Here is a 1091-nt window from a genome sequence, read left to right as displayed (position 1 = left end):
TCTTTGATGGGCCCGCTTGTTTGGTTGCTCCCGCCGAGGCTGGGCAGAGAACGGATTTCGGGCGTCCGCTGGCGAGCATTCGGTTAAGGAGGGCGACCCCAATCGCAGCTTCTGTCTGTTGAGCAAGGAATGAACGAGCACGCAAACGCGGTCCAATGACACCTTTGTATCGACCGATCGCGGTTTCAACCAAAGCTCGTTTGCTATAGCCGATGGGCGTCTGCCACTTCAGCCGGCCATTTATCTGCATGGAGGCGATGTGGTCGTCTCTCTGGCATGCGGCTTGGGCATTGGGCCGTTCAACCGCGTTCGAGCGCGGTGGAATGACGACCCTTGCGCCTGCGCTGTGACGGAGAACTGCGTCGTAGGTTGGAGTGCCATCATAGGCTCCATCGGCAGTGAACTGGTCGATCTCCTCATCGATCTGATCCAGCAACGGCCCCAGCTGCGAGGCATCGCCGGCTTCCTTATCTGTCGGGCTATGGGCAATAATCTCGCCACTGTCGGCATCAACAGCCAAGTGCAGTTTTCGCCAGCTACGCCGGGACTTTGTCCCATGCTTTTCTTCCAGCCATTGGCTAGCGCCATAGATCTTCAGCCCGGTGCTGTCGACCAGAACGTGAATGGGGCCATCCGTCACATGCTGCCGGTCGTTGCTTCTGGCCGGTGGCTTCCAGGTTCTGGCCCTGCGCCTGAGTGTCGTGTGATCTGGCACAGGCAGATCCAATCCCATCATGGCAAGCACCGAACTCAAAAGCCCTTCGCTTTGGCGCAAACGCAGCCCAAAGACCATGCCCAGCATCAGTGTGGTTTCGATCGCCAGATCGGAATAACGCGGCTGGCCTCCTCTCGTCTTGCGTCGTGGGGTAGCCCAACCGTCAAGTGCTTCCGGCGTTACCCAAAGGGTCAAACTGCCACGGCGGCGAGGGCCCGCCTCATACTCCGCCCAGTTCGTCACTTTGAACTTCATTTTACCGATGTGATGGCGGCGGGCGGCATTATGTTTGTGCAGCATGATGGATCGATCAACCTATTTTCGATCCCGGCCGCATAGATGCAAAATGTTGAAATTTGATCCCTGCACCAATTCC

1 protein-coding gene is annotated in these 1091 nt (G+C 57.7%); it reads right to left on the bottom strand.

Annotation, left to right across the window (positions count from 1 at the left end; all coding sequences use genetic code 11):
- Nucleotides 1-1015, bottom strand: a 1015-nt coding sequence (locus RRH01S_RS33070; RefSeq protein ID WP_080705541.1) for an IS5 family transposase, incomplete at its 3' end; no start/stop codon positions are given.
- Nucleotides 1016-1091: the final 76 nt, after the last annotated feature.

The sequence above is a fragment of the Rhizobium rhizogenes NBRC 13257 genome (genome assembly GCF_000696095.1).
GTDB classification, from domain to species: domain Bacteria; phylum Pseudomonadota; class Alphaproteobacteria; order Rhizobiales; family Rhizobiaceae; genus Rhizobium; species Rhizobium rhizogenes.
Note: the sequence above shows the minus strand (reverse complement) of the source record. Positions and strands in the feature narration are given on the sequence as shown.